This is a genomic window from Falsiroseomonas sp. HW251, from assembly GCF_050563545.1.
Taxonomy (GTDB): domain Bacteria; phylum Pseudomonadota; class Alphaproteobacteria; order Acetobacterales; family Acetobacteraceae; genus Falsiroseomonas.
The window spans coordinates 24322-49535 of record NZ_JBNXUM010000026.1 but is presented as its reverse complement, the minus strand read 5'-3'; the positions used below and the strand labels follow the sequence as shown (position 1 = coordinate 49535).

At 71.0% G+C, this 25214-nt stretch carries 22 protein-coding genes; 11 read left to right on the top strand and 11 right to left on the bottom strand.

The annotated features are described in order from the left end of the window. Positions 1-4: 4 nt before the first annotated feature. The 6 genes from ACLF3M_RS25885 to ACLF3M_RS25860 all read right to left on the bottom strand — a co-directional run bounded on the left by ACLF3M_RS25885 (position 5) and on the right by ACLF3M_RS25860 (position 8129). Positions 5-1597: an ABC transporter substrate-binding protein gene (locus tag ACLF3M_RS25885; protein ID WP_430659883.1), complete on the bottom strand. Its 1593-nt coding sequence runs from the start codon at positions 1595-1597 to the stop codon at positions 5-7. A 67-nt stretch (positions 1598-1664) separates the two neighbouring features. Next, positions 1665-2351: an FkbM family methyltransferase gene (locus ACLF3M_RS25880; protein WP_430659882.1), complete on the bottom strand. Its 687-nt coding sequence runs from the start codon at positions 2349-2351 to the stop codon at positions 1665-1667. Between the two features lie 5 nt (positions 2352-2356). Beyond that, on the bottom strand, positions 2357-3958 hold the full coding sequence (locus ACLF3M_RS25875; protein WP_430659881.1) for an ABC transporter substrate-binding protein: 1602 nt from the start codon (positions 3956-3958) through the stop codon (positions 2357-2359). A 106-nt stretch (positions 3959-4064) separates the two neighbouring features. Beyond that, the gene (locus tag ACLF3M_RS25870; RefSeq protein WP_430659880.1) at positions 4065-5678 is read right to left on the bottom strand and encodes an ABC transporter substrate-binding protein; all 1614 of its coding nucleotides are present in this window, start codon (positions 5676-5678) and stop codon (positions 4065-4067) included. Between the two features lie 103 nt (positions 5679-5781). Next, positions 5782-7305 (bottom strand): aldehyde dehydrogenase family protein, encoded by a 1524-nt coding sequence (locus ACLF3M_RS25865; protein ID WP_430659879.1) that lies wholly within the window; start codon positions 7303-7305, stop codon positions 5782-5784. After that, on the bottom strand, positions 7302-8129 hold the full coding sequence (locus ACLF3M_RS25860; protein ID WP_430659878.1) for an NAD(P)-dependent oxidoreductase: 828 nt from the start codon (positions 8127-8129) through the stop codon (positions 7302-7304). Before ACLF3M_RS25860 ends, ACLF3M_RS25865 begins: the two co-directional genes overlap by 4 nt. A gap of 161 nt (positions 8130-8290) precedes the next feature. On the opposite strand from ACLF3M_RS25860, the gene ACLF3M_RS25855 reads away from it, so the two are divergent. From ACLF3M_RS25855 to ACLF3M_RS25845, 3 genes are read left to right on the top strand one after another with little or no spacing between them, the layout of a single operon-like run. After that, positions 8291-8755 carry a GtrA family protein gene (locus ACLF3M_RS25855; RefSeq protein ID WP_430659877.1) on the top strand — a complete coding sequence of 155 codons (465 nt, stop codon included), beginning with the start codon at positions 8291-8293 and terminating at the stop codon, positions 8753-8755. A 15-nt stretch (positions 8756-8770) separates the two neighbouring features. After that, positions 8771-10336, top strand: coding sequence for an exopolysaccharide biosynthesis polyprenyl glycosylphosphotransferase (locus ACLF3M_RS25850; protein WP_430659876.1), 1566 nt, complete (start codon positions 8771-8773; stop codon positions 10334-10336). Next, positions 10333-11358: a glycosyltransferase family 2 protein gene (locus tag ACLF3M_RS25845; protein WP_430659875.1), complete on the top strand. Its 1026-nt coding sequence runs from the start codon at positions 10333-10335 to the stop codon at positions 11356-11358. The genes ACLF3M_RS25850 and ACLF3M_RS25845 overlap by 4 nt, the downstream gene beginning before the upstream one ends. On the opposite strand, the gene ACLF3M_RS25840 is transcribed toward ACLF3M_RS25845, so the two are convergent. Together ACLF3M_RS25840 and ACLF3M_RS25835 are read right to left on the bottom strand one after the other, a co-directional pair. Then, the gene (locus ACLF3M_RS25840) at positions 11329-12078 is read right to left on the bottom strand and encodes a WecB/TagA/CpsF family glycosyltransferase (RefSeq protein ID WP_430659874.1); all 750 of its coding nucleotides are present in this window, start codon (positions 12076-12078) and stop codon (positions 11329-11331) included. The genes ACLF3M_RS25845 and ACLF3M_RS25840 overlap by 30 nt on opposite strands. Next, positions 12075-13352, bottom strand: coding sequence for an outer membrane beta-barrel protein (locus tag ACLF3M_RS25835; protein WP_430659873.1), 1278 nt, complete (start codon positions 13350-13352; stop codon positions 12075-12077). The genes ACLF3M_RS25840 and ACLF3M_RS25835 overlap by 4 nt, the downstream gene beginning before the upstream one ends. Positions 13353-13492: 140 nt before the next feature. Between ACLF3M_RS25835 and ACLF3M_RS25830 the strand changes: the two genes are divergently transcribed. The 6 genes from ACLF3M_RS25830 (at position 13493) to ACLF3M_RS25805 (ending at position 19314) form a co-directional block, all read left to right on the top strand. Further along, positions 13493-13963, top strand: coding sequence for a hypothetical protein (locus ACLF3M_RS25830; protein ID WP_430659872.1), 471 nt, complete (start codon positions 13493-13495; stop codon positions 13961-13963). Between the two features lie 17 nt (positions 13964-13980). Continuing rightward, positions 13981-15723 carry a type I secretion system permease/ATPase gene (locus ACLF3M_RS25825; protein ID WP_430659871.1) on the top strand — a complete coding sequence of 581 codons (1743 nt, stop codon included), beginning with the start codon at positions 13981-13983 and terminating at the stop codon, positions 15721-15723. Beyond that, positions 15720-17105, top strand: a complete 1386-nt coding sequence (locus tag ACLF3M_RS25820; protein ID WP_430659870.1) for an HlyD family type I secretion periplasmic adaptor subunit — start codon at positions 15720-15722, stop codon at positions 17103-17105. Before ACLF3M_RS25825 ends, ACLF3M_RS25820 begins: the two co-directional genes overlap by 4 nt. An 81-nt stretch (positions 17106-17186) precedes the next feature. After that, positions 17187-17507 (top strand): hypothetical protein, encoded by a 321-nt coding sequence (locus ACLF3M_RS25815; RefSeq protein WP_430659869.1) that lies wholly within the window; start codon positions 17187-17189, stop codon positions 17505-17507. Positions 17508-17516: 9 nt separating this feature from the next. Further along, on the top strand, positions 17517-18422 hold the full coding sequence (locus ACLF3M_RS25810; RefSeq protein WP_430659868.1) for a glycosyltransferase family 2 protein: 906 nt from the start codon (positions 17517-17519) through the stop codon (positions 18420-18422). A 1-nt stretch (position 18423) separates the two neighbouring features. Next, positions 18424-19314 carry a glycoside hydrolase family 5 protein gene (locus ACLF3M_RS25805; RefSeq protein ID WP_430659867.1) on the top strand — a complete coding sequence of 297 codons (891 nt, stop codon included), beginning with the start codon at positions 18424-18426 and terminating at the stop codon, positions 19312-19314. Here the strand turns inward: ACLF3M_RS25805 and ACLF3M_RS25800 are convergent. Further along, the gene (locus ACLF3M_RS25800) at positions 19304-20365 is read right to left on the bottom strand and encodes an acyltransferase family protein (protein ID WP_430659866.1); all 1062 of its coding nucleotides are present in this window, start codon (positions 20363-20365) and stop codon (positions 19304-19306) included. The two genes, ACLF3M_RS25805 and ACLF3M_RS25800, sit on opposite strands and share 11 nt — an antisense overlap. 73 nt (positions 20366-20438) lie before the next feature. Here ACLF3M_RS25800 and ACLF3M_RS25795 point away from each other — a divergent pair, with 73 nt between their 5' ends. After that, positions 20439-21794, top strand: coding sequence for an O-antigen ligase family protein (locus ACLF3M_RS25795; RefSeq protein ID WP_430659865.1), 1356 nt, complete (start codon positions 20439-20441; stop codon positions 21792-21794). Then, positions 21791-22825 carry an acyltransferase family protein gene (locus ACLF3M_RS25790; protein ID WP_430659864.1) on the top strand — a complete coding sequence of 345 codons (1035 nt, stop codon included), beginning with the start codon at positions 21791-21793 and terminating at the stop codon, positions 22823-22825. Before ACLF3M_RS25795 ends, ACLF3M_RS25790 begins: the two co-directional genes overlap by 4 nt. Here ACLF3M_RS25790 and ACLF3M_RS25785 read toward each other — a convergent pair. Continuing rightward, positions 22787-24130, bottom strand: a complete 1344-nt coding sequence (locus ACLF3M_RS25785; protein ID WP_430659863.1) for a hypothetical protein — start codon at positions 24128-24130, stop codon at positions 22787-22789. The two genes, ACLF3M_RS25790 and ACLF3M_RS25785, sit on opposite strands and share 39 nt — an antisense overlap. A gap of 88 nt (positions 24131-24218) precedes the next feature. After that, complete coding sequence (galE, locus tag ACLF3M_RS25780; RefSeq protein WP_430659862.1) at positions 24219-25211, bottom strand: UDP-glucose 4-epimerase GalE; 993 nt, start codon at positions 25209-25211, stop codon at positions 24219-24221. Between the last annotated feature and the right edge of the window lie 3 nt (positions 25212-25214).

The window sequence follows — 25214 nt, the reverse complement described above, 5'->3', positions numbered from 1 at the left end:
GGCCTCAGCTCCGCCGCAGATTCCAGAAAAGCTGCATCCCGGCCACGCGGTCCACCAGGTTGCGCCGCAACGCCGTGATCGAGAGATAGGAGCCCACGGGGACATAGGGCAGTTCGTCCATCGCGACCTCCTGGATCTCGCGCGCGAGATCACGCTGCGCGGCAAGGTTCGGCGCCAGGAACCAGGCGTCGCGCAACTCCTCGAGCCGCGGGATCGTCGGCCAGCCAGGCCAGGCCTGCAGCCCGTTGCCGCGCAGCGGGAAATGCGCGGAAGGATCCACGAAGTCGAAGGACGAGAAGCTGGTGAACAGCATGGACCAGCCGCCGCGCTCCACCGGCTCGCGGCTCGTGCGCCGCTGCACCGTGGTGCCCCAGTCCGTGAGCACGATGTCCGCGTTGAAGCCGAGCCGCCGCACGAGGTCCGCCCCGACCTGCGTCATCGCAGCCGGTGCCAGGATGTCGGTCGGACCGATGACGCGCATCGGCTGGTTGGTGTAGCCCGCCTCGCGCATCAGCTGGCGGGCCCGATCCACGCTGCGCGGGCCGATCAGGGCGCCCAGCGCGGTGTCGTTCGCCAGCGGGGTGCCCGGGGTGAAGATGCCGACATTCGTCATGATCAGCGACGGATCGGGACCGTTGATCGCCTGCATGAAGTCGGTCTGCGACACTCCCGGCAGGATCGCCTGCCGCATCCGCTTGTCGTTGAAGGGCGGGTGCAGGTGATTGAAGCGCATGACGCCGGTTAGGGGCAGCGGATCGATCGGCTCGACCGCGACGGCGCGGTTGCGGCGGAGCAGCATCTGGATCTCGGGCGGCGGCTGCTCGTACCAGTCGATCTCCCCGGTCTGCAGCGCGGCCGCCGCCGTGCTGGGATCGACGATGATGTGCCACTCGATCCTGTCGAAGTTTGCGATCTTGGGCCCCGCGGTCAGGCTCGGGCGACCGACCGGCGTCGGGCTGTACTCCGCGAAGCGCTCATACGCGACGAGGCTGCCGGAGTTGAATTCGCGCGGGATGAAGCGCCATGGCCCGCTGCCGATCACCTCCCGGATCTGCTGGAAGGGGTCGGTGCGCGCGATGCGCTCCGGCATGATGAAGGGCGGGCTGTTGGATATCTGGCCGAGCGCGGCTGTCAGCAGCGGGAAGGGCTGCTTGAGGCGGAACACGATCCGCCGGTCTCCATCGGCCTCCAGCGCGTCCACGAAAGTCTCGAGCTTCTGGCCGATCGGGCTGCGCTTCATCCAGCGCTGAAGCGACGCCACGCAGTCGGTCGCGCGCACGGCCTCGCCATCATGGAACTTCAACCCGCTTCGCAGCGTGACCACGACGCGCCGGCCGCCATCCTCGCTCGTCGCGCCTTCGGCCATCTGCGGCTGCGGCTGGAAATTGGCGTCCGTCCCGAACAGCGTGTCGTAGACGAGGTAGCCGTGGTTGCGGGTGACGTTCGCCGTCGTCCAGATCGGGTCCAGGCTGGTCAGGTTTGCCTGCGGCACCGCCTTGATCAGCCGGCTGGACGCGGGCTGCGTCAGGGCGGGCCGTGGAAGCGCGACCTGAATGACGCCGGCCGCGCCGGCTCCCACGAACGTCCTACGGCGCATGGTCCTCATTCGCCACTATCCTTGCTGTCCCATCAGATCAGCACCTCCGCAGCGCCGCAAGCGATACTCATTGCAGAAGGTGCGCGTCGTACCAGCCCGGACCCAGGAGTGTGCCGCGATGCAGCCAGTGGATGACGAACTGCTCGGCATTCAGCCAGGGATCGGGCAGGTCATCGCCGAACGGCCCGCTTGAATGGTGGCGAAAGGCGAAGGCGGCGGAACCGGCCGTCGTCTTGATCCGTGCCGAACCGAAGCGTCGGGACACCGTCTTGCCGTTCACCAGACGGAAGCGCGAATGCCCGGCACGCAGGCACTCCAGCACCACGTCGAAGGTGTGGGCCTCGACCGACAGATGGGCCGGCAGCGCCCGGGCTTCTCTCAGATCGCGAAGGACAAGATGATCCGAACCTTCAATATCGATCTTTGCGAAATCCGGCGTTCCGTGTTCGGCGAAGATCCCGGACAGGCGGCGCAGCGTCACCCGAACCACCCTCGGCTGCGGCCCCTTGCCCCCGGGTTGGAGGCTGCTCAGAACGGTCTCATGGTCCCGAATGAAGAAATCCGCCTCGCCGTCACGGCCGGACACGGCGAGGTTCAGTATCGTCAGGCGGCCCTCGCCGGTCGGGCCGGAGAAGCGCGCGGCCGCTGCGGCGCAGAGCTCCGCATCCGCCTCGATCGCCACCACGCGCGCGCCCTTCGAGAGGTAGTAGTCGGTGTCGTCACCGTTGTGCATGCCGACGTCGTAGATCAGCATCCGGCTCAGCTTCTCTGCACGTTCCAGAACAGAGGTAGCCCCTTCAGGACGCCCGTCAGGCCGCGTCGATAGGCGGTCGCCTGGAAATACTGGCCGAGCGGGAGGTAGGGCACCTCGGCAAAGGCGACTTCCTGGATCTGGCGCGCGGCCCGCTGCTGCCCGGCCAGGTCGGAGGCGTCGAACCAGGCCTGGCGCAACTCCTCGATGCGCGGGATCGTCGGCCAGCCGAACCAGGCCTCGGGCCCGTTGCCGCGCAGGCTTGTGTGGACGCCTGGGTTGAACATGTCGACGCCGGCGAAGAAGGTGCAGAACATGCTCCAGCCGCCGCGCTCCGGTGCCTCGCGGCTGGCTCGACGCTGCACGACCGTCCCCCAATCCGTGGACACGAACTCCACATTCATGCCCGCGCGGCGCAGCATGTCGTGGGCGACCTGGGCCAGCGCGTTCAGGCTGGGGAAGTCGGACGCCGCCATCAGGACGATGCGCTCGCCATTGTAGCCTGCGGACGCCAGGTCGGCCCGCACCTTGTCCATGTTGCGCGCCGAGGTCAGTGCCGCGAGGCCCGCATCGGACGCCATCGGGGTGCCCGGCGGGAAGAAGCCGACCTCCTCGCGCCACAGGCTGCGATCATTGCCGATCACCGCTGTCATGAAATCCGCCTGGTTCACGGCACCGAGCAGGGCCCGACGCACCCCCGGCTTGTCGAAGGGCGCATGCAGATGGTTGAAGCGCGCGATCGCGCAGAGCCCGGTCGGATCCGGGATCTCCATCACGACGTTCCGGTTGCGCCGCAGCGCGGGCTGGAGATCGCCGGTCGGCTGTTCCCACCAGTCCATTTCCCCGTTCTGCAGCGCGGCGGAGGCGGTCGCGGGGTCGGGCATGACGTGCCATTCGACGCGGTCGAAATGCACGCGCTTCGGGCCGGCAGTCCAGCTCGGCGTGCCGTCGTCGCGGGAATCGTATTCCTCGAAGCGCGTGTAGACGACACGTGCGCCGGGAACCCGCTCTCCCGGCACGAAGCGGAACGGGCCGGAGCCGATGAGGTCGCCGCGCAGCGGCTGGTTCGGATCCTGGCTCGCCAGGCTTTCCGGCATGATGAAGCAGACCGGCGTGGAGGGCTTCCCCAGCGCCTCGAACAGCATGGGGAAGGGCCGCTTCAGCACGAAGCGGATCGAACGGTCGTCCGGCGCCGACAGTTCCTCGGTCACCGCCATGAGGACCTGGCCCAGCGGGTCCCGCGCCGCCCAGCGGCGTATGGAGGCGACGGCGTCGCGGGCGCGGACGGGTTCGTTGTTGTGGAACTTCAGCCCGTCGCGGAGCCGCATGGTGACGCGCTTGCCGTCATTCTCGACGCTGTGGCTCTCGACCATCTGCGGCTGCGGCCTGTAGTCGGCATCGAAGCCGTACAGCGTGTCCCATACCATGTAGCCGTGATGCCGCGTCACATAGGCCGTGGTGACGACGGGATCGAGCACCGCGAGGTCCGCCTGCGGGATGAACTTCAGCACCCGCGGTGCCCCGGACGTGCCCTGCCCGAGCGCAGGCGAGCCCAGGGCGGCCAGACCGACAACGGAACCCACGCCAGAAAGCAGGCGGCGTCGCAACATCACAAGAGAACCTCCGCAAGGCCCGGCCCTCGTGCCGGATCCCCGCCATCAACAGGAAGCGGTGCAGCCAGGCAAGGGGCGGCGCGACGCCGCCCCTCGTGGGACATCAGGTGCGGCGGATGTTCCAGAATAGCGGCGGCTGGCCCTTCAGCATGCCGGTCAGGTTCCGGCGATAGGCGGTGGGCTGGTAGTACATGCCGGTCGGCATGTAGGGCACTTCCTCGAAGGCGATGCGCTGCATCTCCGCCGTTGCCGCCCTGGCCGCCGCGTCGTTCGGCGCATCGAACCAGGCGTCGCGCTGCGCCTCGATCGCGGGGATCGTCGGCCACCCCGGCCACGCATTCTCGCCATTCCCGCGAATGGCCGCGTGGCTCGCCGGATTCCAGTGGTCGACGCCGGACCAGAAGGTGAAGAAGCCCGACCAGCCGCCCTGCTCGAGCGGATTGCGGCTCGCGCGCCTGGCCACCACCGTGCCCCAGTCCGCCGACACCAGTTCGACGTTGAACCCCATGCGGCGGAACAGATCCGCGCCGACCAGCGTCGCCGCGTTGATCGAAGCGAGGTCCGTGGCGTTCAGCAGGACGAGGCGAGCCCCCATCGCACCGGCCGCCTGGAGTTCGGCGCGAGCCGCATCGACGCTCTTGCGCAGCCGGTCGAGGCCGACATTGGAGGCGGAAGGCGACTCCGGCGCGAAGAAGCCGATGCCCTCCCGCCGCAGGTCGGCCCGTCCTTCAATCCCGGTCGTGCCGATCACCGCCGTCATGAAGTCGATCTGGTTGATGGCCGTCAGCACGGCGCGACGCACCGCCGGGTTGTTGAACGGCGCGCTCATGTGGTTCGGGCGGAAGATGCCGATCAGCCCTGACCCGTTGATGACGTCCACCTGGATGTTGCGCGCATTCGCGCCGCGCAGATACGCCGGGAACAGATCGGCGGTCGGCTGTTCCCACCAGTCGATCTCGCCGGCCTGCAGCGCGGCGGACGCCGTCGAGGGATCCGAGATGATGTGCCATTCGACCCGGTCGAAATGCGCCACCTTCGGCCCGGCGGTCATCGAAGCGGTGCCGGACGGGGCAGGCACGTAATCCGCATTCCGGGCATAGGCCAGGCGGGAGCCCGGGTTCCATTCGTTGGCGATGAAGCGGTACGGACCCGAGCCCACGGCCTCCGTGATGTTCGTGAAGGGGTCAACGTTCGCCAGGCGCTCCGGCATGATGAAGAGGCAGCTGGTCGTGACCTTCGAGAAGGCCTCCAGCATCTTCGGGAAGGTCTTGTTGAGCCGGATGATGAAGACGCGGTCGCTCTCTTCCGTCATGTCGGCGACGCGGGCCATCAGCACCTGCCCGAAGGCGTCGCGACGCCCCCAGCGGCGGATGGAGGCGATGCAATCCCGCCCGCGCACGGCGGAGCCGTCGTGGAACTTCAGGCCCTCGCGCAGCGTGAAGCGCCAGAGCAGGCCGTCATTCTCGACGACATGCCCCTGCACCATCTGCGGCTGGATCTCGAAGCGCTCGTTCATGCCATAGAGCTGGTCGTAGACCAGGTAGGCGTGGTCACGCGCGATGAAGGCAGTGTTGGTGAAGGGGTCGATGTTGCCGGGATTGGCGTGCGGCACGTACTTGATCACGCGCTGCTGCGCGGGCTGCGCAATGGCGAAGCGCGGCAGGGACGCCGATGCCGAGGCTGCGGCGGCAGCGCCGAGCAGGTCGCGACGGAACATGTTTCTTGTCTCCCGTATGAAGCGGCGCGAAGCTAGCGCATAGGGACCGGTACGCGGAAGGCGCCTGGGCCATGGCGAAATGTCACTGGCCGCACGGCGCCTGTCACCTGAGGTCGCCGGGCGGCCGATGCCCGAAGCCCAGGGCCGGGACGGCGGCCGTTTCCACCCACACCGCCTTGGCCTGCGTATACGCATTCAGCGCCTCCTGGCCGGAGGAACGGCCGTGGCCGGAAGCACCGAAACCGCCGAAGGGCGCGCTGACATGGATGGTGCGGTATCCGTTCACCCAGAAGGTGCCGGCCCGGACGCCGGCCGCGACGCGATGGGCGCGTCCGACATCGCGCGTCCAGACCGCTCCGGCCAGGCCGAAGCGCGTGGCGTTGGCGAGCGCGACGGCTTCCACTTCGTCGGTGAAGGGAATGGCGGCGACGACCGGGCCGAAGATCTCCTCCTGCGCCACGCGGGCGTCGTTCTCGACGCCAGCCAGGATGGTCGGCGGCACCCAGAAGCCACCCTTCGGCAAGGCTTCGCCGCGCGGCGCAGCCAGCACGCGGGCGCCTTCCTTCGCCCCGGCTTCCAGAAGGGACGACACATGCTCGAATTGTCGCGCCGTGCAGACGGGGCCGGCCTCGGTCTCCGGCAGCAGCGGATCGCCGAGCGCGATGCGGCGCGACGCCTTCGCGAGCGCCTCCACGAACCGGTCGTGGATGCTGGCCTGCACCAGCAGCCGGGAGCCGGCGACGCAGCTCTGCCCGCTGCCCGCGAAGATAGCCTGCTGCGCGCCCTGCACCGCGACGGGCAGGTCGGCGTCGTCGAACACGATATTGGCGCTCTTGCCGCCGAGCTCGAGCACGCAGGGTACGGTGCGCGCGGCGCAGGCCGCCGCGATCTGCGCGCCCGTCGCGGGCCCGCCGACAAAGGTGACCATCGAGACCTCCGGCGCTGCCAGCAGCGCGGCGCCGGATGTCACGCCAAGGCCCGCCACGACCTGCACGGCGCCCTCCGGCAGCCCGGCCTGGATCGCCAGGCGGCCGAAGGCGACGGAGGTCAGCGGCGTGTGCTCGCTCGGCTTGAGCACGACGGCGTTTCCGGCTGCCAGCGCCGGCAGCACGTTCCAGCCGCAGGTGAACAGCGGCGCGTTCCAGGGCGTGATGGCCAGCACGACGCCGCACGGCTCGCGCCGGACGTAGACGAGGTGCCCAGTGGGGACGGGGATCGTCCGGCCCTCGATCTTGTCGCACCAGCCGGCCCAGTATTCCGCCATCTCGGCCACCCGCGCAGCTTCGGCCCGGCAGTCGCGGATCGGCTTGCCCGTGTTGGCGCATTCCAGCCGGGCGAGAGCCTCGGCGTCGCGCCGGATCAGCCCCCCGAGCGCCCAGAGCCGCCGGCCGCGCTCGGCCGCGGTCAGGCTCATCCAGGCGCGCTGCGCCCGCGCGGCGCCGGTGGCGGCGGCGCGTGCGACCTCGCCGCCCGCATCGGCATAGCCCGGGAGGCGGAGCCCCGTGACGGGATCCTGGAGCGGAACCGGCCCTCCCTGCCCTTCCCGGATCGTGCCGTCCACCAGGCTGCCGACCTTGCCGCCGAGGCGCAGCCGCACGCCGTGCTCGAGGACCGCGGGCGCGCTCATGCCCTGGCCCTTCCCATCAGAAGCGCCGTCACCCGATTGAAGTCGTCGCCGTCCCCGACCTCGGCGGCGTTCCAGGCCTGAGCCGCCCGTGCGCAGGTCTCCGGATCGGCCCCCACTGCCTCCGCTAGTTCGAGCGCCAGGCGCACATCCTTCCGCATCAGCCCTGCCGAGAAGCCCGAATCGAAACTGCCGGACAGGATCCAGCGCGGCAGGTTGACCTCGGTGACTGCGGACCGGCCGGACGCCGAGTTGATCACGGACAGCAGCGCCTCCGCCGGCACGCCGGCCGCGGTTCCGATCCGCAGTGCCTCGCCGGCCACGACCAGATGCGTCGCCACCAGCAGGTTGTTGACGAGCTTGGCCACCTGCCCCGCGCCGGGGCCGCCGACGTGCAGGATGCGGGCCGCAAGACGGGTGAGCACCGGGTTGGCCGCGTCCAGCGCCGCAGCCTCTCCGCCCGCCATGACCGTCAGCGTGCCCGCTGCGGCGCCGGCCGGGCCGCCGGAAACCGGCGCGTCGAGGTAAAGACACCCCGCGGCTTCCGCGCGGGAGGCGAACTGCCGGGCGGCGATCGGCGACAGCGTCGAGGTATCCGCCACGACCGCCCCGCGCGGAAGGGCCGGCAGCAGCCGGTCCAGCACGCCCGCTACCGCGCCCTCGTTGGGCAGCGACAGCACGACGGTTGGCGCGGCGACCGCCTCGAGTTGGTCCACGCCGCCTCTCCCGCTGTCGGAATCGAACCCCACGACATCCAGGCCCTGGGCGGCGAGACGGCCTGCCATGGCCGCCCCCATGCGCCCGAGTCCCACCAGACCGATCCGCATCCCACCCCATCCTGTTCACGAACGCCCGAAGCCTCGCAGCCGTGAGCGGGGAGGTCCAGGCTCTACCCCGCCCTTGCCCGTTCTGCCTTTCTTCGGTCACCGGGGCGTGGTTTGAGCGTTCGCATGGGGCGCGCCATGCTGCGCCGCAACAAGGGATGATCATGTCCGACGGCGTCCTGACGACGAGACTTGCCGGCCTGATCGGCCCGGCGCGGAGCCGCCTGGCGCTGCAGTTCCTGCGCTTCGGCGTCGTGGGTACGGTTGGGTTCGTCGTGGATACGTCGGTCCTCTATGCCGGTCTCGCCCTCGGGCTCGGGCTGTATGGGGGACGGGCGATCTCGTATCTGGTGGCGGCGACCACGACCTGGGCCCTGAACAGGGCCTGGACCTTCCGGGGCCAGGGCGACAAGCCGGCGCTGCAGCAATGGGCGACGTTCCTGATGGTCTGCCTCGTCGGTTTCGCGTGCAACTACGGGACCTATGCGGCGCTCGTCTCCACGGTGCCGTTGGCAGCGCGATATCCCGTGATCGGGGTGGCGGCCGGCAGCCTCGCGGGCATGATCGGAAACTTTCTCCTGTCGCGACGTTTCGTATTCGGCGGCGCGTCCCGCGTCGGTCCTTCCTGACCAAGACAGAGCTTGATGCGCGCAGCGACCCCCAAGGCCGATCAGAACCTGCGCCCTGAGGGAGGCCTTCCCCAGCCCGGTACTGCTCGCCTCGACACCGTCCATGGCCTGCCCGCGCCGGAACTCGCCGGCGTCACGCCGCTGCGGCCCGGGCGCCAGGATGGCGCCACCATCCCCTTGCCGGCGGCCAACGACGCGAGGCGTGCCCTGCCGCGCCCGTTGCCGCCGACACTGCTCAGCGCGGCGGTCGTGGCGATCGATATCCTGGCGATGCTGACCGCCAGCTTCGCGGCGGACCAATTCAGCGGCGTCAGCGGCGGCCCGCATGGCCGCATTACGCTGCTGATCGTCGCGCTGACCTTCGCCATCGGCCTGGCGAGCGGAGCATACGACCATCCCGTGCTGTTCAGCGGCCGGCGTCAGGCTCGGGCCGTCGGCGCTGCCGCCCTCTCGGCGCTGGCCATCACGATCGGCTCGGCGGCGGCCTTCGGTGTGCTCTGGCGCCTCGACGCCACGTGGCTCGCCATGGCGGTCGCGCTCGGCGCCGTCGGCCTGGCGGGAGCACGGGTCGTCATGGCGGCTTGCCTGCGCGGCACGCCCCGGGCGGCGCGTCGTGCCGTTATCCTCGGGGCCGGCCCGCAGGCCGACCGGCTGGCCGACGCGCTGCGCCGCGAGCGCACCGGCCTCGAACTGCTTGGCCTGTTCGACGAGCGTGGACTGCGCGGGCTGCAGCCGCCGGACGGCCTGCCGTCACTCGGCGGCATGCCGCAGCTGCTCGCGATGGTCCGTCGCGGCGAGGTGGATGTCGTGATCATCGCCCTCCCCTGGTCGGAGGAGCGCAGGGCCGAGGCACTGATCGGCCAGCTCTCGGCTTGCCCGGTGGAAGTCCGGTTGGCGCCGGACCTCATCGCCATGCGGATGCCCGATGACGGGCGCCCGCCGGTGCCGCCGCTGATGCTCGCCGTCCCGATCGCAGGCTGGCGGGCGGCCGTGAAAGCGGTGTCCGACTACATGTTTGCGGGAATCGCGCTCGCGGTCGCCGCGCTGCCGATGCTGGCGATCGCCGTCGCCGTGAAGCTGGACAGCCCGGGTCCCGTGCTGTTCCGCCAGCGCCGCACCGGCTTCAACGACCGACACTTCGACGTCTACAAGTTCCGCACGATGTATGCCGACGCCACCGACCACCAGGCGCAACGGCAGGTCCTGCCCGGCGATCCCCGGGTGACAAGGGTCGGCCGCGTCCTGCGGCGCGCATCGCTGGATGAGTTGCCGCAGCTCTTCAACGTGCTGCGCGGCGAGATGAGCTTCGTCGGCCCGCGCCCGCATGCGCCGGGCACGCTGGCCGGCAACCGGCGGTTCGACGAGGTGGTCGCGAACTATGCCGCGCGACATCGCGTCAAGCCGGGCCTGACCGGGCTGGCGCAGGTGCGTGGCCTGCGCGGGCCGACGCCAACCGAGCGCCAGATCCTGCTGCGGGTCGAAAGCGACCTCGAATACATCGCGAACTGGTCGCCCTGGCTCGACATCGCGATCGTGCTGCGCACGCTGCTGGTCGTGGTCCGCATGCGCAACGCGCTGTGACAGAAGCGGCGCATGTCGCGGGCGCCGAGGCGCCGCAGCGACCGGTGGACGTGGACGTCATCATCCTTTCGCTCGACCGGGCCGCGGACACCGTCGCGGCGATCGCCTCGGCCCGCCTGCAGCGTGGCGTCGCGAAGCATGTCTGGATCGTCGACCAGGGCAGCCGACCGGACGCACTGGCGGCCATCGCGCAAGCCGTTGACGGGGCGCCGGATGCTACGCTGGTCAGGCTCGATCGCAACCACGGCGTGGCCGGCGGCCGCAACCGCGCAACGGCGCTGGGGCGGGCACCGGTCGTCTTCGCGCTCGACAACGACGCGGAGTTCGCGACGCCCGACACCTTGTGGCAGGCCGCGACGGCGCTCGACGAGGCGCCCGACATCGCCGCCGTCGCCTGTCGCATCCTGGTGCACTCGACGGCGGAGGACGACCTCTCCTCCTGGGGGTTCCCGCGATCGCTGCTGCCTCGCGCGGCCGAGTGCTTCGACGTCGCGACCTTCGTGGGCGCCGGCCATGCCCTGCGCCGCGCCGATTTCGAGGCCGCCGGCGCCTATGACGAGGCGCTGTTCTTCACCTGGGAGGAATTCGACCTTTCCCTGCGCCTGATCAAGATGGGCCGGCGCATCCGCTACCGCGGCGACGTCGCGATCCGCCACAAGGTCAGCGCCGAGCACCGCTTCGCCTGGTCCGGCACGCGCTGGCATCATTTCGTGCGCAACCGCCTCTATCTCGAGATGAAGCATGGCGCGTCGCCGGCGACGCTCCTCCCGCGCTTCCTCGCCTACCAGCTCCGCGGGGCGCGCAACGGCGTCCTGGCGCAGGGGCTGAAGGCCGGGCCGGCCGCGCTGAGCATGGCAAGGCGCTTCCGCCCGCCGGCCGGCACCGCGCATCTCTATGCGGCCTCGCCGGCCGCCCGCGACTACCTCGCCCGCACCGATGCCGCGCATCGTGGCGGCGCGCTGGCACGCCTGCGGGGCGAAGTCCTCGGCGCCCTACCCGCCGCGGCCCGCGGGCCGCGCTGAACGCTCGCGCAGAAGCAGGGCCAGGATCGCGGGATCCTCGATGAGGTAGCGCCGGGCGAGGCGCCGCGGATCCTGGGCGAGTCGCCAGGCCCATTCCAGCCCGATCGCCTGCACCGCGCGCGGCGCGCGCCGCTCCTCGCCCGACAGGAACAGCAGGCTCGCCCCGACACAGAGCGCGGTGCCGCGCGCCTTGCCGCGCGCGGCGAGGGCCCTCGCCACGATCTCCTGCCGGGGCGAGCCGACGCCGAGGAAAACGAAGCGGGCCGGGGCGTCCTCGACGAAGCGAAGCGCGGTCTCGAACGCGGCGGGGGCGCTGTCGAAGCCCATCGGCGGGGCATGATGGCGCAGCGCCGAGAGACCGAACCGTGCCCCGATGGCCTCGGCGGTGCGTCGCGTGCCACCGAGCAGCGCGATGGGATCGCCGGGCCGGATCACCTCGGCGAACAGGCGCGCGGTCAGGTCGCTGCCGGGCACGACGGGCGGAGGACGCAAGCCGACCGCCCGCGCCAGATGCGCCACGACGCGGCTGTCGAGCAGCCGCCATTCGGCCTCGCGGTAGAGCGGGCCATACAGCGCGGGCTGCCGCGCCAGGCGGACAAGGTGGTCCGCATTGGGCGTGACGAGATAGCCGAACGGCGCCGCGGCTGGCCGCGCCGCCAGCATCGCCAGGGCGCCTTCGGTGTCGAGATCCGCAAAGTCCAGCCCCAGCAGAGCCGTCACAGCGCCATGCGCAGGCTAAACTGGACCAGGTTGCGGTTGTAGTCCGGCAAGCCTGCGCTCGCGTTCAGGCGCCAGGAATACTGGTAGGAGCCGACGAGCGAGAAGCTGCGGTTGATCAGCCAGCGCGCGGAAACGGCGCCGTAGGCATCCGTCGACGACTGGCTGGGCTGCTGATACTGGTCCCACTCCACCCCGGCTTCCGCGCCCACGATCACGTTGCGCAGATACTCGTGGTCCACCCGCAGCGAGCCGACGGTCGCGGTGTAGGAGACGGCGTTGTCGCGGATCGATTCCCGCACGCTGCGCCCGACGAAGGCGCTGACCGAAGTCAGCAGGGTCGGCTGCCAGGTCAGGGTGCCGCGGAACGCCGGCGCCGAGAGCGTCTTGATGCCCGCGCCGGAATAGTCGCGCTGCAGGTAGCCGACCTCGCCGTTGAAGCCCCAGACCCCGTCGAAATCGTAGGTGAAGCCGACGGTGCCTTCCCAGGTGTTGCTGTCCCGCGGGCTCTGCGACGCGTCGGAGTAGTTGATATTCTGGTACCGCAAGGTGGCGTTCACGAAGCGGCCGGGCGAGAGTTCGTAGCTGGTGCCCACCGCGCCGATGATCGAGTCGAAGTCGAAGACCGAGACATCGCCCGGCGGCAATTGCCCCGGGACGGCGGCCGGGCCGGCATCCACGTTGGAGAAGCGATAACCGCGCCAATTGGCCAGGGCGAGAAAGCCTAGACGATTAAGGCGTGTCTGCGCCTGCACGTTGAACTCGTTGTAGTAGTAAGGAACCGGCCGGGCCAGGCCGGCTTCCTGCACATCGATGCTGCTGGCGCTCAGGTGCTCCTGCACCAGGTTGTAGGCGGCCGAGACACTCGTATACGGTGTGAAGTCGTAACGTCCGTAGAGCCCGACCGCGAAATCCGTCCAGTCCTGCTGGCCCTCACTGGCATACGTGCGGTTGAGCACGCGGCCAGTGACGCCCAGCGCATGCGTGCTCCAATCGCTGCGGACCCCGGCCTCCGCGCCCAGGCTTGCGAAGCCGTCGCTAAGGCGGCCGTTGTTGTTGCCGAGGATGTTGCTGTCGTAGCCCGCACCGATCTCCGCCGCCGCATCCGCCCGGAACCCCCCGAGCCGGATGCCCACGGGATCGTAATCCGGTCGGGCCCGGCCCGAGACGGTCACGCCGCGCTGGGTATCCACGCGCGGGACGTCCTGTGCCCCCGCCGGCAGGGGCAGCAACAGCGCGCCGAGGCCGGCAATGATCCATTGGCGTCCAGCCCGCACCGCGGCACTCCCGTGTTTGTAGGCCTGACCGGCCGTGCTACCACTCGACTACAGGAAGCGTGTCTTCAACGAAACGGCAGACCGCTTCACGATGCCTTCAAGACTGGGCTCGCATGAACGATCGTAACAACACAGGTCCCATGGTCGCAACGACCAATGAGCAGGCGGGACCACGGACGGACGGCCCGGAGCCGCCTCCTGCGGCCGCGGCAGGCCGCCCGGCCGTCGGCTTCGCCCTCCGCGACTTCCTTTCGGATGACGATCAGCGGTTGCGCGATCTCCTGGCCTTCGGCATGGCTGTCCAGGCCGGGCGCCCGCTCGGCACCGATGGCGTGCCCGATTTCCGCCGGAAGGCGGAGGCTGAGCTCGATGCCCATGCCTTCCGGGTGCTGCACAACCAGGCGGAAGCGATCCGCCGCCAGGCCGTCGACGACCATCTCGCGAGGTTTCCCCGCGGGCTCTCCTTCTGGGGGGTCGTGCTGGCAAACCTCGCCAGCCTGGTCGTGGCGCTGGCCCTGATCGCGGTCGTCTGGATTGCCGCGCCCGACGTCTTCGGCAAGCTTCACGCATACCTGGCGCAGCTGGCTGCGCGGTTCCACGCGGGGTCCTGACCGCCATGCTGCGCCCAATGCCGATCAACATGGGAATACCCGACAGGCCGGCCGACACGGTCCTGTCCAAGGCCGTCGCTGCCTGCCGGACGCAGCTCGTCGCCGTCGCGATCTTCAGCGGCGTAGTCAACGTCCTGCAGCTGACGATCTCGCTGTACATGATGCAGGTGTTCGACCGGGTGCTCTCCACCCGGAGCATGGACACCCTCTACTATCTCACGGCCATCGCCGTCTTCGCGCTTCTCGTCATGGCGGTGCTCGACGGGCTGCGCGGCCAGGTGATGCAGCGCCTCGCGGCCTGGATCGAGGGCAAGGCCGCGCCCGAGGCCTTCATCCGCGCCATCGAGAGCCAGCTGCGCAACCGCCCCTACCGGATGGAGGCGCTGCGCGACCTTGCGGTCTGCCGCTCCTGGCTGGGCTCGCCGGCCTCGCTGGCGGTGTTCGACGTGCCCTGGGTACCGATCTACCTCGCCGTCATCTTCATGCTGCACCCGACGCTGGGCTTCATCGCGCTGGCCGGCGCGCTGATCCTGTTCGCGCTGACGCTCGCCAACGAATGGGCCACGGGCGGCCTGCTGCGGCAGGCCTCGACCGGCGCGATGTCCAGCCAGCGCCGGGCGGAGAGCATCGTGCGCAACGCCGAGGTGATCGACAGCATGGGCATGGGCGGCGCCGTCCTGCAGCGCTGGCGTGAAGGCCTCTCGGCCTCGCTCCCCATGCAGGAGCGGGCCGCCGACCGCGCGGCGCTGATGCTGTCCGTCACGCGCTTCGTCCGGCTCGCCATCCAGGTCGCCCTGCTCGGGATGGGCGCCTATCTCACGCTGAACCAGGAACTGACCTCGGGCGCCTCCATCGCCGGCTCGATCATCATGGGCCGCGCGCTCGCGCCGGTGGAGCAGATGATCGGCGGCTGGAAACAGCTGGTCCAGGCGCGCCAGGCCTATCGCCGGCTGCTCGGCTTCCTGTCCCTGCCCCGGCTGCGGCCGCCCGGCATGGCGCTGCCCGAGCCTACCGGACGCATGTCCATCGAGCGCGTGACCTTCGGCTTCCCGGGCCAGCCCGTCGCCATCATCAAGGGGATCTCCTTCAGCCTGGCGGCGGGTGAATCGCTGGCGATCATCGGGCCCTCGGCCGCGGGCAAGACGACGCTGATCCGCCTCCTGATCGGCACGCTGCAGCCCTCGGCCGGCACCGTCCGGCTCGACGGCGCCGACGTCTTCACCTGGATGCGCGAGGATTTCGGCCGATATGTCGGCTACCTCCCCCAGGACGTCGAGCTCTTCGACGGCACGGTCATGCAGAACGTCGCCCGCATGGGCCAGCCCGACCCGGAGGAAGTCTTCGAGGCCGCGAGGGTCGCGGGCTGTCACGAGATGATCCTGCGCCTCCCGCAGGGCTACGACACGGAGATCGGCGATGGCGGCCAGCACCTGTCCGGCGGCCAGCGCCAGTTGATCGGCCTCGCGCGCGCGATGTACGGCAGGCCGCGCCTGATCGTGCTGGACGAGCCGAACTCGAACCTGGACGGCGACGCAGAGCAGGCGCTCATCCGCGGTCTTGAGGAAGTCAAGCGCCGCGGCACCACCGTCATCCTGGTCTCCCACCGCCCGACCCTGGTGCAGGGCGTGGACAAGGTGCTGCTGATGCGCGACGGCGCGGTCGAGGCCTTCGGCCCGCGCGCCGAGGTGCTCAAGCGGCTCGTGCAGCAGCAGGCCCGGCCCGCCGAGGTGCCTGCCCGTGTCGAAGGAGGCGCCCGATGAGCGAGGTCGCCCTGCCCCGCAACGCCGTTGCCCCGCGGCCTGCCGCCGGCCCGCCGGCCCCCTGGCAGCCGCCGAAGGAACCGCTCATTCTCGACGCGCCGCGGCCCCGCACGCGCACGCCGACGATGCTGGGCTACGCGATCGTCCTGCTCTTCGTCGTCGGCCTGGGCGGCTGGACCGCCTTCGCGCAGCTGTCGGAGGCCGCGATCGCGCCCGGGATCCTGAAGGTCGAGGGCACGCGCCGCACGATCCAGCACTTCGAAGGCGGCATCGTGCGGGAGATCCTCGTTCGCGATGGCGACGAGGTCCGCCAGGGCCAGGTGCTGGTCCGGCTGGAGCAGCCGCAAGCCGCGCAGCAGACCGAGACGCTGCGCAGCCAGCGCTGGGCGCTGATGGCACAGGATGCACGCCTCGTCGCCGAACTCGCCGGCGCGCGGGAGATCGCCTTCCCCCGCGACCTCCTCAACGCCACCGCCGACCGCGCCCAGGACGCCGTCAACGGCCAGCGCGCCCTGTTCGAGGCGCGCCGCGTCGCACTCGAAAGCCAGACCATGGTGCTGCGCGCCCGCGTGGACCAGGCGGAGGCGCAGATCCGGTCATCCATGGCAGTGACCGAGGCACAGCAGCGCACGCTGACGCTGCTGCGAGCCGAGGAGACGAACACCGCCCAACTCCTCCAGCAGGGCCTCGCGCGCCTTCCGCAGCTGCTCGCCATCCAGCGCCAGGTCGCGCAGACCGAGGGCAACATCGCCGACATCAGCAACCAGATGGACCGCACCCGCGCGCAGATCGCGGAGAACGAACGCGAGATCCAGCGCATCCAGGACCAGCGCAGCCAGGAGGCCTCGACCGAGCTGCGCGACGTCCGTGTCCGGCTCGCGGAAGCCGAGGAGAAGCTCCGGGCTGCCGAGGACGTCTCGACCCGGCTCGAGATCGTGTCGCCGGAGGATGGCACCATCATCGGGCAGCGCGTCTTCACCGTCGGCGCCGTGGTCCGCCCTGGCGACCCCATCATGGACCTCGTTCCCAGGCGCGACCGGCTGATCGCCGAGGTGAACGTTCAGCCCAACGACATCGAGCTCGTTCACCCCGGCCTCGTCGCGGAGATCCGGCTGCCCGCCTTCAAGCAGCGCCTGGTGCCCTACCTCAACGGTCATGTGACGTTCGTCGCATCCGACGTCACGCAGGACGAGCGCCGCGGCACCATGTACTACCGCGTGCAGATCCAGATCGACGAGGACCAGCTCAAGGCACTGGAAGGCGTGCAGCTGCGGCCCGGCATGATGGCGGAAGCGCAGATCCAGACGGGCCAGCGCAGCTTCGGCCGCTATCTGCTGCAGCCCGTCTTCGACAGCTTCCACCGCGCCTTCCGCGAGCAGTGAAGCTGGGCCCTCTCCCCTCCGCGGGAGAGGGCGCCGCGCGGGACGCGTGATCACGGCACGACAACCCCGAGAGGAACGAACATGGCAGGCATTCCAACCGTCTTCGGTGACGGCATCATCGACGTGCATGTCGCCAACGGCGTGGCCCGCATCACCCTCGGCGCCGTCGTCGGCCAGCCCGGCCAGGCGCCGGACGCCAAGCCGCAGACCCAGGCCTCGGGCCTGCTGGTAGTGCCGGTCATGCAACTTCCCGTTCTCGCGCGCGTCCTTGGGGAAGTGACCCGACAAGTGGAACAGCGCGCGAAGGAGGCCATGGGGCAGGCGAAGCCTGCTGCGTCGGCCGAGCCCGCGCCGGCCGCGGCGACCGACCAGGTGGCCGGGGCGTTCCGCTTCAACGGCTGAGCCGGCGCGGTGAGCCGGCACCCCGGTTTCGCCGTCGTCGTCTGCACCCATGCGCGGCCGGGCTACCTGGCCGCGTGCCTCGCCGGGCTGGCGCGCCAGCAGGCGGAGGCATCGCCTGTCATCGTGGTGGACAGCGCCTCGCCGCCCGACGCGGCGCGCGAGATCGTCGGCATCGCCGCGTCCGCAGGCGCGACCCTGCTCCGCTGCGAAGCGCCCGGGCTCTCCGTCGCGCGGAATGCAGGCCTCGCGGCGTCTCCCGCCGCCTGGACCGCCTTCCTCGATGACGATGCCGTGCCCGAGCCCGACTGGGCGGCGCGGCTGGCCGCGACCATAGAGACCCTGCCCAACCGCGCCGCCGCGCTCGGCGGGCGCATCCTGCCGGCCTGGGAAGGTCCCCTGCCCGGCTGGTGGCCGGCCTCGCTCCGCGGCGTGCTGACGATCGTGGAGTGGGAGGGGGCCGGCGAGATCGGCCGCGACGTCCCGGCCGGTGTCGAGGTCTACGGCGCCAACATGGCCTTCCGGTCCGACGCGTTGCGCGAGGCCGGCGGCTTCCCCGAGCATCTCGGACGGATCGGCGATCGCCTGCTCTCGGGCGAGGAGGTCGAGGTCCTGGACCGCCTCCGCGCGCGCGGCCTCGGCGTCTTCTACGACGGCCGGATCACGGTCCGGCACAGCATCCAGGCCGCCCGGATGCGGCCGGACTGGCTGCTGTCGCGGCTGCACTGGCAAGGCGCGACGGATGCCCTGCGGGACCGCCGGGCGGGCCTGCCGCGGCGCGCCCCCGGCGCCGCAGCGAAGCTGCTGCTGCAGGCGCCGCTGCTGCTCTGGCCCGCCAGCAAGGCGACGCTCATGCGCGCGCGCTGCGGCGCGGCCTACAACCTCGGCTATCTCCGCGGCGCGCTGCAGGGCGCATGACATGATCGCGCGGCGCAGCCTGCTCGCCGCCGGTCTCGCGACACCGGCCGCCGCGCAGCCGGACCCGCGCACGGCGTTCGCCAGGCTTCGTCTGGGCGCCAATCTCGAGCGCTGGTTTCCGATCGCCGCCGACAACCGGCCGCGCCGCCTGGGTCGCGCCTGGTGGGTCGGCCTTCGGGAGGCCGGCTTCGACCATGCGCGCCTTTTCCTCCCGCGCGACGCCGGAGGCGGAGAGGAGGTGCCGCGCCTCTTCCTGACCGCGGTGGAGGACGCCGTCGCGGCGGAGCTGCGCGTGCTGGTCGCGATGGAGGACCTCTACGCCTCGGACGCGCCCTGGGACGAGGCGACAACACGACGCGTGATGGACCGCGCGCGGCTCTTCAACCGTGCGGCGGATCCGTCGCGCGTCGCGCTGGCCGCGGTGAACGAGCCTGCCTTCCCCTCGGCCGAGGCCTGGCGGCCGGTGCGCGACAGGTTGCTGGGCGGCCTGCGGGCCGTCGCGCCGAGGCATGTCCTGCTCTGGGGCGGGCATGAATGGTGCTCCTGGCGATCCCTCCTGCCGCTCGCGCCGCCGGCCGATCCCCTCACGATCGCCGAGGTGCATGACTACGAGGGCGGCGATGCCGGTGCGGTGGCCTGGCGCTTCGGCCAGGTCGCGGACTGGTCACGACGGCACGGCGTGACGGCGATGGTGACGGAGTTCGGCGGGGCGCGCGGTCACGAGGAGAACGAGGCCGCCTGGGCCGACGATCTCGGACGTGCGCTGCCGGTGCTGCGCCGCCTCGGCCTGCCTGCCACGCTCTGGGCCATAACCCATGGCGGGCACTGGCGACTGCAGCAGGGCGACGGGCCGGCGCTGCGGCCGCGTCTCGCCGCGGCGATCAGGGCATGAGACGCGCCAGGCGGCGGGCTGCCGGCACCTCCACCAAACGCCACGCAAGCCATCCCAGCGCGAGCGTCGCGACGAGGCCGCCCAGCATCAGCGCGACCCGCAGGACCGGCCCGGGATCGGCGGCGCGCTGGAGCAGGACAAGCCCGCCCTCCACGAAGACCCAGCAGAGGTAGACCCCGAAGGACGCCTCACCGAGCCGCCAGAGAAGGTCGCGCGGCGGCGCCGAGGCGGGCGGCAGCTTGCCGAGCAGGGCGATGATCCCGGCGAGCCCCGCCACCGCCATGGCATCCAGGCGCAGCGCGAGACCGAGCGGCAACAGCAGCGCGGCCGCCGCGGCGGCCAGGCCCGGCATCTCCCGCAGCGTGACCAGCCGCGCCAGCGCCATGCCCAGCACGAATTCGAGGCCGAAGCGCAGCAGGCCGAGATGCAAGGTCAGGTTCAGCTGCACCGCTTCCTCGGCACCCAGCCATGTCAGCAGAACGACGCAGGCGGCCGCGATCGCCCAGGCGCCCGCGGGCCGGCGCCACAGCACCAGCGGCAGGATCGCGGGGAAGAGCAGATAACCCGCCCAGGTCGCCGAAAGCGCCCAGGACGGATAGTTCCAGGCATGGATGCGCGTCGTCTCCCAGGCATTGGCCAGCATCGCCTGCATGACGAATTCCCAGGCGCCGAAGCGTTCGGGGTTGCGGATCGAGACACCCGCCGCCGCCGCCGCGACGACGATCGCCAGCAGCAAGGCAAGGGCGGCGAGATGCAGCGGGAAGATGCGGGCCGCGCGCCTGCGCACGAAGCCGCGCCAGCCCTCGGTGCCGAGCGGCGGCCGACGGTGATATCCCAGGAACAACGCGAAGCCCGACAGCAGGAAGAAGCCGTCGACGCCGAGATAGCCCTTCATCACCACGTTTCCCAGGACGGGCACGCGACCCAGCCCGTGCAGCGCGAGTTCGAGGTGATAGACGACCACCCAGCCGATCAGCAGCCCGCGCAGCCGCGTCAGCGCGGCCAGGCGCTCCGGGACCTCGGCGCCCAGGGCGCGCGGACGCTCACTCATCTGATCCAGGCTGGCCTCTCCTGACCGAAAGCTGATTGGGCCGCCCGCGGCCGCGCGCCCATAACGTGAGGGCATGCGCACCGTTCCGCCGGCGCTCCTCTCCGCCCTGCTCGCGCTCGTTGCCCTGGCCGGGCTTCTGCTGACCGCGATCGTGGCGCCGGAGACCGCCATCACCCTGCTGCCCGCGGCAATCGCCGTGATGATCGCGATGCTGTTCTACGAGGCTCCGCTGCTCGCGGTCGGGCTGCTGGTGGCGTGCTACGGCCTCGCGCTCGACATCCAGCTCGGCCTGCTGGACTCCGGCGGCGGCGCAATGGGCGCGGCGGCGGTCAAGGTGATCCCCTTCGCGATCGCGGCGATGCTCTGCCTGCGCTACGGCTTCGCGCCGACGATCAACTGGCCGTTCCTCGCCTTCGCGATCATCGCCGGCATCAGCCTGGTGGTGCTGCCCATGGGCCGCGTGTCGTCGAACGGAGAGATGCTGCGCAGCTTCATCGGCTCGACCGCGCCCTTCGTGCTCGCCTTCGCCGCGGCGCCGCGATCCGTCTGGTCGGCGCTCTGCAAGGCCATCGTGCTGGTGCCGCTGATCTCCGCGGCCTTCGCCTTCCTCGTCTGGCCGACCGGGCTCTATTCGCCCTTCGACAACAACTGGCGCTTCCAGGGCCTGCATTCGCCGCCCTTCCTCGCGGGCTTCTGCACGACCGCGATCTTCGCCGCGACGCTGGAATATCTCCGCGGCTTCAAGACGCGCTGGCTGCTGCTGGGCGGGGCGGCCCTGGCGGTGCTTCTGGCGACCCAGGCACGCGCGCCGCTGATCGCGGTCGCGGTGTTCCTGGCCCTCGTCTTCGCCCTGTCGGACCGGCGGATCTTCCCGGCGAAACGCAAGCTCGACCTGGTCGCGGCCGGTGCATTGCCGGCGGTCTTCCTGCTCGGGCCACTCATCCTGGCCGTGGTGGACCGCTTCCTCGGCGCGCCCGCCTATGAGCAGTTCTCCGGTCGCGACATCATCTGGCCCTACTTCGTCGAGGCGATCGAGAAGCGGCCGCTCTTCGGCTACGGGCTCGGCGCGGGCAAGCTGATCGTGGACCCCGAGGATCCGCAGATCCGCCTGATCCGCTCCAACGCCGCGCACAACGAGTATCTGCGGTTGTCGGTGGATGCCGGGATGATCGGCTGCGCCCTGATCTTCGGCGCCATCATCGCCTGGGTCTGGGCGGGCACGCGAAGGGTGGGTTCGGCGGACCGGCTGGTGCTGCGGTCGGCGCTGCTGGCCGCGTTGATCCACAGCGCCTTCGACAACACGCTGATCGCGAGCACCGCGGTCATCCAGTTCGCCTGGTTCGCCGCCGCGATCGGGCGTGCGCGACAGGAAGCGCGCCCGCCCGACCTGCTGCGAGAGAAGCTGGCGCGTCGGCTGGCCGAGGCGTGAACGTTCTCGCCCCGCCGCCAGCCGCACGCACGCGGCGGCTCGACCTCGACCGCGCGAAGGGTGTCGCCATCCTGCTGGTCGTGTTCGGCCACATCGTGGCGACGACGCCGCCGCCGGGCGTCGAGTGGTGGGACACGCTGCGCTACGCGATCTACCGCTTCCACATGCCCTTCTTCCTCTACCTCAGCGGCTACGCGGCCTGGCTGAGCGGCGCGATCCGCACGAGCGACCGCGACCTGCCGGCCTTCGCCTGGCGCCGCGCGAAGCGGCTGCTCGTGCCCTTCCTGCTCCTCGGCGTCATCGTGCTTTTCGGCAAGCTCGCGGCCGAGCGCGTCGTCCATGTGGACAACCAGCCCGAGGGCCTGCTGGGCGGCCTCCGCGACCTCGTCCTGACGACGGAGAACAGCCCGGCCACCTTCATCTGGTTCCTCTGGGTGCTGTTCCTCTGCAGCGTCGTCGCGCCGCCGGCCTGGCGGCGGATCGGGACGCCCGGGCTGCTGATCGCGGGGCTCGTGCTGATGGCGACGGGGCTGCCGGCGGTCTTCTACCTCGACCGCTTCGCCCGTCACGCCGTGTTCTTCGCGGCCGGCATCGCGGTGGCGCAGCACGAGGCGCGGCTGCTGCCGCGCTTCGCGGAGGCGCAGCCCCTGTGGTGGGGGCTCTTCGCGGCCGCGCTGGTCTTAGCCGTCCTGGACTGGCGCATGGCCTGGTTCTGGCTGCCGGGCGAATCCTCGATGCTGCTCTGCGGCCTGCTCGCCATACCGGCGCTGCACGGCTCGATGCTGGTCGCGCCGGTCGCGCGCTGGCGCTGGCCGTTGAGCCTGGGGCGAGAGACGATGGCGATCTACCTCTTCAACGTCATCGCCATCGGCCTGGTGAAGGCCGTGCTGATCGCGGCCGGCATCGGCTGGACCGAGCAGGGCTTCGCGATCCACGCGCCCGTCCTGATGGCCGCGGGGCTGCTCCTGCCGATCCTCTTCAAGCGCCTCGTGCTACGTCGCGTCCCGGCGCTGGACCGCATGACGGACTAGCAGCCTTCCCTGCGGGTAGGCCGCCAGCGCCGCGCCGGCAGCGAAGACGAAAAGCCAGGCAAGCCGGCCCTGGTAGCGCTCGTTCACCCCCGACAGCCCGCCCGTCACCGCGGCGTTGCCGAGCGCAGCGGCCAGGACGAGCACGCAAAGGGCGCCGGCCGCGCGTGCCCGCCACACCCAGGCGAGCATCGGAAGCAGGAATAGTGACGCCCAGGCCAGCGCGACATGCAGCGGCAGGAACTGCGCGACGTCGCCCTGGAGCAGGCCGCGCGACTGCCGCGATGCCGCATAGGCGTCGAGCTCGCGCGGAAAGAAGCGCGCGATGATGGGCTCCGGCCCCGGCTCGCCGCGCCAGGCCTCCAGCCCGTCGCCGGTGCCGAGCATCACGAACTGCCGCGCCGCGTTGTCCAGCACGGTCAGTGCGACCGTGCCGGGCTCTCGCGACACGCTGCGGGAGACGATCTCGCCGGCCTCGGCCGCCCAGGCCTTCCCGCCGCCGAGCCGCTGCAACGGCCCGTCCGGCAGCCAGAGGAAGTAGTTCGCCGCCATCGGCAGCTCCGCCCGCATCGCACAGACGCGCCACTGCTGGACCGCGCAGTCCGCGTCCAGGGTCCGCAGCGCCGGCCCGTCCTCGAGCAGCCGCGCCCCCATGAAGACGGCGCCGAAGGGCGAGAGCGACACGCGCCCATGCCCGGCCGCATTGGCCGCCACAACGGCGATCATCCCGATCAGCACCGGCGCGGCCATGCGTCCCGCGACACCGGCGCGCCCGGCCGCGATGCCGCCCACGAGGGCAAGTCCCAGACCGATCGGCAGGTGCGTCAGGTGCAGCGCCGCCGCGCCGCAGGCCAGAAGCATGACGTAGGCGCGTTCCACCCGGGACAGGTCGCGCCAGCCGAAGCCGATCAGCCACAGCGCCAGCACCAGCAGCCCCGTGAAGAGGTCCGGCATGATTTGGGCGACCAGCCAGGGCAGCCCCGTCGCGACGGCCAGCCCCAGCGCGCCGATCAGCAACGGCCAGGGCCCGGGCCGTTCCAGCGCGCGCAGCACCAGCGCGAGCAGGTGAGCCGTGATCAGCCCCTGCGCCACCGGGATCGCCCAGAGCGAGACGCGCCAATGCAGCAGGTGCAGGAACAGGCTGTAATGCGGCGGCCGGTCCCAGCCGAGGTAGCCGATCAGCGCCTGGCCGAGATACGTCCCGCTGTCGGCGAAGACGAGGGGATAGCCGTTCCAGGCCGCCGGCCAGGCCAGCAGCAGGCCCGCCAGCACAATCGCCGCTGCCGGCACCGGCTCCCGCGCCGCCATCCGCTGCTCCCCATTCCACCGGCGGTCGAACGGGAAAGAAGCACGCGTGGTTCCCGGCCCGGAACCGCGCGCGGTCGAAACCTTCGCGTCAGGCGGCTTTCGCGTAGCCCCGGGGATGCGCCGAGTGCCAGGCCCAGGCGGTGCGCACGATGTCGTCCAGCGCGCCATAGCGCGGCGACCACCCCGTCGCCTCCCGCAGCTTTGCCGAGGACGCCACCAGCACCGCCGGATCGCCCGCGCGGCGTGGACCGGTGGAGAAGGGCACGGGCTTGCCGCCGATCCGCCCCACGCTCTCGATCACCTGCTTCACGGAATAGCCCGTGCCGGTGCCGAGGTTGAAGCGCACCGACCGCTCACCCAGCAGCGGCAGCACCCGCAGATGCGCGTCGGCGAGGTCGCTGACATGCACGTAGTCCCGGATGCAGGTGCCGTCCGGCGTGTCGTAGTCCGTACCGAAGACCGTCAGCGGCGCGCGCGTGCCCATCGCGGCTCCGATCGCAAGCGGCACCAGATGCGTCTCGGGGTCGTGGTCCTCGCCGGCGCGACCCGCGGGGTCGGCGCCGGCAGCGTTGAAGTAGCGCAGCGCGGCGAAGCGCATGCCATGCACGCGGTCCGCCCAGTCCAGCGCGCGCTCGCAGACCAGCTTGCTCTCGCCATAGGCCGAGACAGGCTCGAGCTTCTGCTCCTCGTCGATCGGCACGCGCTCGGGGAAGCCGAAGAGCGCGGCGGTCGAGGACAGCACGAATTTCCGCACGCCCGCCTTCACGGCCGCGCCTGCCACGCTCGTCACGCCGGCCAGGTTGTCGCCGATGTAGCGCATGGGATCGCGCATGCTGTCGCCGACCAGGGAGAGCGCCGCGAAGTGCAGCACCGCGTCGAAGGGCCCGAGCGCGAAGGCCTGCTCCAGCACGACCGGGTCGGCGCAGCGGCCCTGCACCAGCCTCGCCCCCCTCGGCACCGCACCGCGGTGCCCCTTGGACAGGTCGTCAAGGACCACGACCTCGTCCCCGCGATCGAGCAGCGCCAGCACGGTATGGCTGCCGACATAGCCGGCGCCGCCGGTGACGAGGTAGCGAGACAAGCG

Bases quoted from the DNA above. Each gene is read 5' to 3' on its own strand.
- ACLF3M_RS25860 (WP_430659878.1), bottom strand. From the start codon at position 8,129: ATGCGGATCGGTCTGGTGGGACTCGGGCGCATGGGGGCGGCCATGGCA.
- ACLF3M_RS25865 (WP_430659879.1), bottom strand. From the start codon at position 7,305: ATGAGCGCGCCCGCGGTCCTCGAGCACGGCGTGCGGCTGCGCCTCGGC.
- ACLF3M_RS25800 (WP_430659866.1), bottom strand. From the start codon at position 20,365: ATGAGTGAGCGTCCGCGCGCCCTGGGCGCCGAGGTCCCGGAGCGCCTG.
- ACLF3M_RS25875 (WP_430659881.1), bottom strand. From the start codon at position 3,958: ATGTTGCGACGCCGCCTGCTTTCTGGCGTGGGTTCCGTTGTCGGTCTG.
- ACLF3M_RS25825 (WP_430659871.1), top strand. From the start codon at position 13,981: ATGCCGATCAACATGGGAATACCCGACAGGCCGGCCGACACGGTCCTG.
- ACLF3M_RS25885 (WP_430659883.1), bottom strand. From the start codon at position 1,597: ATGCGCCGTAGGACGTTCGTGGGAGCCGGCGCGGCCGGCGTCATTCAG.
- ACLF3M_RS25830 (WP_430659872.1), top strand. From the start codon at position 13,493: ATGGTCGCAACGACCAATGAGCAGGCGGGACCACGGACGGACGGCCCG.
- ACLF3M_RS25880 (WP_430659882.1), bottom strand. From the start codon at position 2,351: ATGCTGATCTACGACGTCGGCATGCACAACGGTGACGACACCGACTAC.
- ACLF3M_RS25820 (WP_430659870.1), top strand. From the start codon at position 15,720: ATGAGCGAGGTCGCCCTGCCCCGCAACGCCGTTGCCCCGCGGCCTGCC.
- ACLF3M_RS25815 (WP_430659869.1), top strand. From the start codon at position 17,187: ATGGCAGGCATTCCAACCGTCTTCGGTGACGGCATCATCGACGTGCAT.
- ACLF3M_RS25855 (WP_430659877.1), top strand. From the start codon at position 8,291: ATGTCCGACGGCGTCCTGACGACGAGACTTGCCGGCCTGATCGGCCCG.
- ACLF3M_RS25850 (WP_430659876.1), top strand. From the start codon at position 8,771: ATGCGCGCAGCGACCCCCAAGGCCGATCAGAACCTGCGCCCTGAGGGA.
- ACLF3M_RS25795 (WP_430659865.1), top strand. From the start codon at position 20,439: ATGCGCACCGTTCCGCCGGCGCTCCTCTCCGCCCTGCTCGCGCTCGTT.
- ACLF3M_RS25870 (WP_430659880.1), bottom strand. From the start codon at position 5,678: ATGTTCCGTCGCGACCTGCTCGGCGCTGCCGCCGCAGCCTCGGCATCG.
- ACLF3M_RS25805 (WP_430659867.1), top strand. From the start codon at position 18,424: ATGATCGCGCGGCGCAGCCTGCTCGCCGCCGGTCTCGCGACACCGGCC.
- ACLF3M_RS25785 (WP_430659863.1), bottom strand. From the start codon at position 24,130: ATGGCGGCGCGGGAGCCGGTGCCGGCAGCGGCGATTGTGCTGGCGGGC.